Annotated in this window: 5 protein-coding genes and 1 pseudogene; 3 read left to right on the top strand and 3 right to left on the bottom strand. The window is 55.9% G+C overall.

All coding sequences use genetic code 11. The features are described from left to right. The coding region (traA, locus tag GH784_RS26915; protein WP_153794043.1) for a Ti-type conjugative transfer relaxase TraA at nt 1–3,415 on the bottom strand (3,415 nt) is incomplete at its 3' end. Between the two features lie 428 nt (nt 3,416–3,843). Between traA and GH784_RS26910 the strand changes: the two genes are divergently transcribed. The 3 genes and pseudogenes from GH784_RS26910 to GH784_RS26900 form a co-directional block, all read left to right on the top strand. Next, on the top strand, nt 3,844–4,758 hold the full coding sequence (locus GH784_RS26910; protein WP_153794046.1) for a nucleotidyltransferase and HEPN domain-containing protein: 915 nt from the start codon (nt 3,844–3,846) through the stop codon (nt 4,756–4,758). 186 nt (nt 4,759–4,944) lie between these two features. Then, nucleotides 4,945–5,253 carry a mobilization protein gene (locus GH784_RS26905; RefSeq protein WP_162701234.1) on the top strand — a complete coding sequence of 103 codons (309 nt, stop codon included), beginning with the start codon at nt 4,945–4,947 and terminating at the stop codon, nt 5,251–5,253. 54 nt (nt 5,254–5,307) lie between these two features. Then, nucleotides 5,308–5,436 (top strand): annotated as a pseudogene (locus tag GH784_RS26900) (type IV secretory system conjugative DNA transfer family protein); the annotation flags it as partial. Between the two features lie 1,082 nt (nt 5,437–6,518). Here GH784_RS26900 and GH784_RS27260 read toward each other — a convergent pair. Together GH784_RS27260 and GH784_RS26895 are read right to left on the bottom strand one after the other, a co-directional pair. Next, a complete protein-coding gene (locus GH784_RS27260; protein ID WP_174061636.1) occupies nt 6,519–6,659 on the bottom strand; it encodes a hypothetical protein in 141 nt (46 codons plus the stop codon). Nucleotides 6,660–6,985: 326 nt separating this feature from the next. Beyond that, a partial coding sequence (locus tag GH784_RS26895; RefSeq protein ID WP_194843016.1) for a hypothetical protein occupies nt 6,986–7,272 on the bottom strand: 287 nt, incomplete at its 5' end.

Here is a 7,272-nt window from a genome sequence, read left to right as displayed (position 1 = left end):
GTTCGCTCTGACGTTCTTCGCCAAGCCGGCGCTCCCATGCCTCGGAGACATAGCCGATATGGGCAGAGAGAGACCTGGCATATTGCAGCGCCTCCGTCCGCTCCTTGTTGTTTCCGAACATACCCGACTTGCCGCGTAGCTCCCCGAACCGCTCGGGCTGCTCCGCCATGGCCTTCGCCATGATCTTGCCGTTGCCTTCCCTCTCGGTAATGGCGGCGCGCAGTCTTGCAGCGACTTCCTCTGGATCACGGAACGCACGCCGCACTAGCGATTCCACCGTATCGAACCTCTGATCGATGATGGACGTCGCCCTCATCTGCGCCACCTCTTCGATGCTGCGATCGTGACGCGTGATCGCCGGCACCAGCGGAATGGGCTTGCCGGGTTCCATCGGCAATTGCTGGCCGATAGCTTCTGTGGGGGCAGGGACGGTGCCGTCTTGCGACATGAGTTCGGACCACCGGATGCGGCGGTATCCTTTGCTGTCCTCTATCCGGTCGTCGCGCCGTCCGTCATCGATTGTTCGGGCGAACTGATTGCGAGGATTTTCGCGGTAAGCAGGACCGGCCAGATCGCCGCCAGGTTCCTCGTAAACCTGCTGACGCTCCGATGGCCGGTCCTGCTGCTCCCGTTGCAGATGGGCCGCACGGGACAAGACCTCTTGACGCTCATCCCGTCCGGAAGCAAGTTCGATCTCGCTCCTGACACCAAACTCTTGCCCGATCCCTTGGTCGTTTACGATCCATTGGTCGCTGGCGATCCCGCGCCGCTCGGCAAAGTAGCTGATATAATCCAGCGTGGTTTCCTTCGCGCCGGAACGCGACAGACGGCTTGTCAGGTGCTGGTACGCCAAAACGTCACCCTTGACGATACGCCACGCATTGCGCTCGGCCTGCGTGCCATCCGGAAGCGTGACAGGCGTGGCGCCTTCATTCTGCAGGGAAATCCTGTTCCCGATCTTTGGCGATGCATCTCGCATGGCCCGCTTGAGATCGACGCCCCACACCGTGCGCCGTTCGCCCTTGTCGTTCTCCAGCGTCACAAAATAGTTTTCTCGCGCCTGTCGGTTATGCCCGTAGGGCGCAACGCCGTGATCAACCAGTCGGCCCGCATTGGTGAACTCCTGGATGTCGGCATAGAGCTGCACGCTGTCGCGATGCCTTGTCATGGCAACATAGGTCAGATGCCGGTCCATGGTACTCGACGCCAGCACAAAGGCGCGATCGACTGTCGCCCCCTGGTTTTTATGGATCGTCGTCGCATAGCCGTGGTCGATCGCCTGATAGCTGTCCGTGGGAATGCTGACACTGTCGCCGCCTCGGCCATCGAGCCGGGCGATAATCTTGCCCGGCTCCACATGCTCGACCGTGCCAAGCATGCCGTTTTTGACACCGAGGTCGCGATTGTTTTCGAGGAAGATGATCCGGTCACCGGCGGCGAAAGCGCGTTTGCCGTTATTGGTTTGGAACACGCGTTCTCCGCCGTCCTTGCCGACCCCAACATCCCCACGGTCTCCACGGTCCGTACCGTCGCTCAGCCCCGGGCCACGCTCCAGCTTTTGTCTGTTCTGAAGCTCGGAGCGGATGGCGGCATTGAGGGCTCGCACATCAGCGCGGCGATGCGCCATGGCAACCCGGGTGCCGTCGGTAGGCTTCTCACTGTCGGCAAGATAATCACGCACGATCTGCGCCATCGCCTTCTCGCGGCTGTCCGCAAAGTGGATGGCGCCGTGATCGCGATAGGCGGCGAGGCCCTCGGCCGTCTTGTGGGTCGCAAAGGCAACCGATGCTTTTCTCTGCCAATCATGGCGCTGGCGGCGTATCCCGGAAAGTTCGACATGACCAATCTGCTCGGCAATCGCCCTGAAGGGTGCACCGGCCCCGATGGCCTGAAGCTGCTCATGGTCGCCGACAAGAACGATCTTTGCGCCGCGCTCTTCAGCCTCTCCGATGAACCGGGCAAGCTGACGGCTCCCGACCATGCCGGCCTCGTCAATGACAAACACGTCACTACGTCCGATCAGATCCCGGCCATGGTCCCAACTGTAAGACCATGACGCCAGGGTGCGGCTTTGAATAGCGGCACTTTCCTCAAGACCCTCGGCTGCCTTTCCGCTAAGCGCTGCACCATGGACCTGATAGCCTTGCGCCTCCCACGCCTCGCGAGCGGCTGCCAGCATGGTGGACTTTCCAGCACCGGCAAACCCGACCACAGCCGCGATGCGTTCTGGACCTGTAATTTGTTTTATCGCGTGACGCTGTTCGTCCGACAATCCGGCTGAAGGATCGCTCGCAGCCGACAGTCCGCTGGAGCTTTTGCGAATGGCGTTATCCTGCTTCTCCATCGCACGCTCGACATGGCGAGGATCGACACCATGGGACTGCGCCTGATGTAACCGCTCCGCCGATCGCTCCATGCCAAGTTCCAGATCGATCATGTCCCGCGTCGAATAGCGGGCATTGGACACTTCGCCTGTCTCGGCATCGGTGCGCTCAGCCTGAAGTTCCACGAGTGCTGGCGACGCCATGACAGCCGCAAAGGCGTTCTGGAATGTCTGTGCGTCATCGTTGATGTAGCGATGCAAGGTTTTGGCGATATCGTGGCGATCGAACACGCTCTTCTCATGGCTGATCAGCGTCAGAACCTGTTCCGGTTTTTGGCGGATCAGCTCGGCATTTTGCCGTGCTGCCTCGTCATCCAGCCGCCCGCGCTCGACGGCCATTCCTTGCTGCTGCATCTGCGACGCATGCACGCCCATATGTTCTGTCGGCGACAACTCAAGGCCGCGCTCCATATGCGAGCGATGATCGATGCGAACATCCAGGCCTTCGCGTTGAAGCTGACGGTTGGCAATGCCTTCCCATGCCTGCCGGATATCGCGAAGCTGCATGTCGGTTGTCGCCATGCCATTTGCCAACAGCCGTGCGTTCTTGTGCTCAAGAAGAGTTTTCTCGCCAAGGCCGGCTATGCCAACCTGTCGCGTCGTCATCAGAACATGCGCATGGTAGTTCCTGATATCACCATGCTCACTTGGCGAATGGATTGCAAAATCCACGGCCGCGCCATAGCGGTTTGCCAGATCCTGAGCAAAGGCACGCGCAGCCTTCAGTCGTCCCTCTGGCGAAAGCTCATGCGGAAGCGCGATTTCGAATTCACGAGCGACGCGGGCATCTTTTCGCTTTTCTGCAAACTCTGAAGCGTTCCACAAAGCCGAACGATCCAAAGCCCAATTGGCAGAAAGACCGTCCGGCAGCACGATCTCTTTATGCTCGACACCCTCTTTCCGGGTGAAGTCATGCACAAGGCCATCGCGTTGATTGACGAGAAGAACAGCACAACGGTAGGCGGCAGATGCCACAGCACTGCGGCCAGATGAGCGCGAGACAGGTTTCGTGCTGAGATGATAAATCGCCAAACGAAATCTCCGATACGCAAACGGGGAGACCAAACGCCCAAACGCGCCGCAAGTCGTAAGTGCGCCCTTGTCTGTTTACCGGTGGCGACGCTAGCAACAACGAACGGGCATTTCGACTACTAAAAGTAGTAGTCGCCAAGTGGCAATTGCTCGTGTTTGAATAGGGACACAATCGCGTCAATCAGGGGAGGGCGATAGGCGCAGGTCGATCGCACGACGGATCAGGGACAGAGGACAAGGGATAAGCGAGCTGGAAGATTGGAGGAAGATATTGCAGGCGCGGCTCGACATAGAGGAGTGCGCGCAGGCAACCCGCCGGAAGAATTTGCGTGCAGGAGACAGGCATTTGATTGGCGGCTGCCAAAAATCTGAGTTTCAAAGAAGTTTACAATGGACCATACAGGATACCGTCCAGAAACGGAGCAGACATGAAGACCAGCCTTGAACATTTGCCGGAACGAAAGCAACGCGAGCTCGCGCGCGTCGTCGGAATTATCCAGGAAGAGTTTGCTGATCTGGTGGAGCGCTCCAAGTCTGACGCCAAGAAGGATGGGCGGATTTTCAAAATCATTCTGTTCGGTTCTTACGCGCGTGGCACCTGGGTGGATGAACCACATACGTCGAAAGGCTACCGCTCGGACTTCGACATTCTTGTCATCGTCAGCAACAAGGAATTGGCCGATCCCAGGTACTGGGACAAGGCAACAGACCGGCTGATGTGGGACAAGGAGATCGAGACGCCTGTTAGCCTCATTGTCCATGGTGCTCGGGAGATCAGCAATTTCCTGCAGGAAGGGCAATATTTCTTCAGCGACATCCGACGGGATGGCATTGCGCTTTACGAACTCGACGATAGGGAACTCGCCGAGGCGAAACAGCTCAGCCCAGCCGATGCAATCAGGGTGGCCGAGGAGCATTTTGAAAAGCAGTTTAGGAACGCAGTCGACTTTCTGAAAGGTTCGAAATTCTTTGTGCAGGAAGAAAACATCAACCTCGCAACATTCAATCTCCACCAATCAGTTGAAACAGCCTACTCCTGCTATCTGCTGACGCACACAAATTACACGCCGGCCTCACATAACCTCAAATTCCTGCGTGGACTTTCAGAGGATAGGGATCGCCGTCTGATCGACATCTGGCCGCGCGATCGTCAACGATTTACCACATGGTACAACATCCTGAATGAGGCCTACGTCAAGGCACGCTATTCGAAGCGTTTCGAGGTTTCCGAAGAGGCGCTCACCTGGCTTCAGGAGCGGACCGCGGAACTTCATAAGCTGGTTGAGACGCTTTGCCGCGAGCACATCGAAAAGCTCGAACAGGCCGCGAACGCCAGCGACTGAGCTTCACTGGTAGCACAAAGTCTCCTGTACTCAGGTGACGGCGACCACAGCGTCATGAACCATATGGTCAAACCTACTCTCACAATCGCTATGTCGATCTCCTCATAGAAACTGGTCTGTCTTCCAGGAGCAAAGCCGCGGTCAACAGCAGCAGTTCCGGTGCGACCGCAATCGAAAGGAACAATCGTGGCAAGGAAAACAATCGAACAGCGCCTGGCTGAACTGGATGCGCAACGGTCCGCCCTCAAGGCCCGTCTCTCGAAAACCGAGCGCAACAACGATATGCGCCGCAAGGTCCTGATCGGCTCGCTCGTTCTGCATCACCTGGAGACCGCGAATGATCAGGAGTTTAAGCAACAGCTCGATGACTGGCTGCGCCGCGAACTGCCTGGCTTTCTGACGCGTGACAATGACAAGGCGCTGTTTGCCGATCTGATCGGACAAGGACTGCCGGGCACGGGAGAGGGTGGCGACAGCGGGCAGGGCGCTCCATGAACCGGTTGCGACTTTCTCGGGACGCATTCAAGAACATGATGCGAGCCGCCGCGCCCTGATGAGGTGCGCAATCTGCCGGCGCACGGACAATTGCTGTTCCTGGCCGGGCAACGACCAATTTTCGCTGAAAAGCTTGCCTACTTTGCCGATCCGGAAGTCAGGGACATGTTCGATCCAGTCTGACGGGAAGCGTGTCCAGAAGGCGGTTAGGCAACCCGTCACACCATTGTACGCGCGGCCCTCGTTCTATCTTGACCGTAGTGGGAAGTGGATATGGCTCGGCAAGCCCCGAGAACGGGCGTCCACTGCAACGGAATATGGTACGCGTTGATCCAGCCTGTCCTGACGGGAACGCGCTCCCCATAGTGCCGAAGTGAGCGGCAGGACGGGCGTGCGTCTTGCTGTGAAGGAATAAAAGTGGAGGCGTGCTGCGTGTTTTCAACGACAACGACCATAAATGCCTCCGCTGTATCGTTGGCGCGGCCCGGATCGGGATGGGCGAAACAGCCGATAGTTTTAGGATCGCATATGATCCATAATCGATTAGTTCAAATTTAAAGAATTACTTATGATGTCTTAAATCCGGAATAACGCGATTTTGGAACCGGAGCGGTGTGTTACGACATAGCGGGCTCTGGATCGATTGCGTATCTCATTTACTATGCCGTAAGCTCCCACATGAGCTGTGGGCCTCCTGGCGCTTGTGACACCCCGGGCATGACACTTTTTGGGCTGATAATCTATCTGGGTATACCTGCAAACAGGTGTTTTGACGCTTAAAATCTGGATCAACCTCCGCTCTACGAGGCGATAGCGACCTGGGACCCAATCGGAAAGGCGCACCGAACGGCTGGCGCACTGTCGTTGAGGCCATGGGCGGAGGCTTACAGATTAAGCATATCCTTGAGAGCTAATTGACAAATTGAGTGAAAGTCTCGATTGATCTCCACGTTTCATGGGAACGAGCAACGTTTTTCTAGCTCAAATACTTTCCCGAATATTGGCTACTCGTATTCTATTTATTTCATCAAGCATGCCGCTTCCAGCTATCTGGAGCGGCTTTTGATAGAGGTAAGCCAATGCTCTCATTGGGAAAAATCTAATGTAGAACAATTGGCGCGGATGTTCTCACATAGTTCGCCCGTTGTTGCGCGACAGTTATGAGGCTGATAATTCGCCGGGGAGACGCTGCAACTGCTTGCCGCTCTCGTCGCCTTCAGTCAGCAACGCAATGCGGGCTTGAGCAACGGACAGCAGGGGCTCGCTCAGCGCCCTTTGGTCTCGCTATCTTTCTTCGCCTGATCGTGATGCCACTTGATCGCATAATACATGCCTATGCCGAGCACTATGATCTTGGCCGGGAAAAAGACGAAAGGAAACCAATCTACCCAAGAACCATCAGACATTTCGAGCATTTCCATTCTGCTGTTTGGAATTGGCTATCCTCAAGGATAGCACTCACTCGAAATGTTTCGGCGATCAAGCTTGCAGTCATGGCGAACCCAACCACCGCCGTAGTAAGCTCTATTCGACAATTTGAGCAGGCGTAAGACTCTGTATGGTGAAAGCCGACTACTAAAAATGCCATGGTAATTCTGGAAATATCTGTCCAGACGACGTCGACGCTGCCAAAGTGTTGATTATTTTACGGAACTTTGGCACCCGTTTTTTTTTCCAAGGATTTTCTTTTTTGCCCATTGACGTAAGCGCAAGCTGCTCTCTATAAGTCCGCTCACTGAACGAGGGCGGCGGCGCTGCTGGCGACGAAGTCTTTCGTTCTAAAGAAATCATGTTGATGAGCTGACTGCTTGTTGTTTTCCAAGGGCTTTTGCTTTTGGGGTTTGATTTTGTGACTGCATTGAGCGGTCTGTTTTTTGACAATTGAATATGAGAAGAAAGAGAAACGTGGGCGGCGAAGCTTGCGGGGTCTGAAGGAATTCAGGCTCTGATTGAATAGACTTTGACGGTCACGTTTTAATGAGACAACACCAATTTTGCGAGCAGCGATGCTTGGATGAA

It is taken from the genome of Agrobacterium tumefaciens (assembly GCF_009649785.1).
GTDB classification, from domain to species: domain Bacteria; phylum Pseudomonadota; class Alphaproteobacteria; order Rhizobiales; family Rhizobiaceae; genus Agrobacterium; species Agrobacterium tumefaciens.
This window is presented reverse-complemented; position numbering and strand designations above follow the sequence as displayed.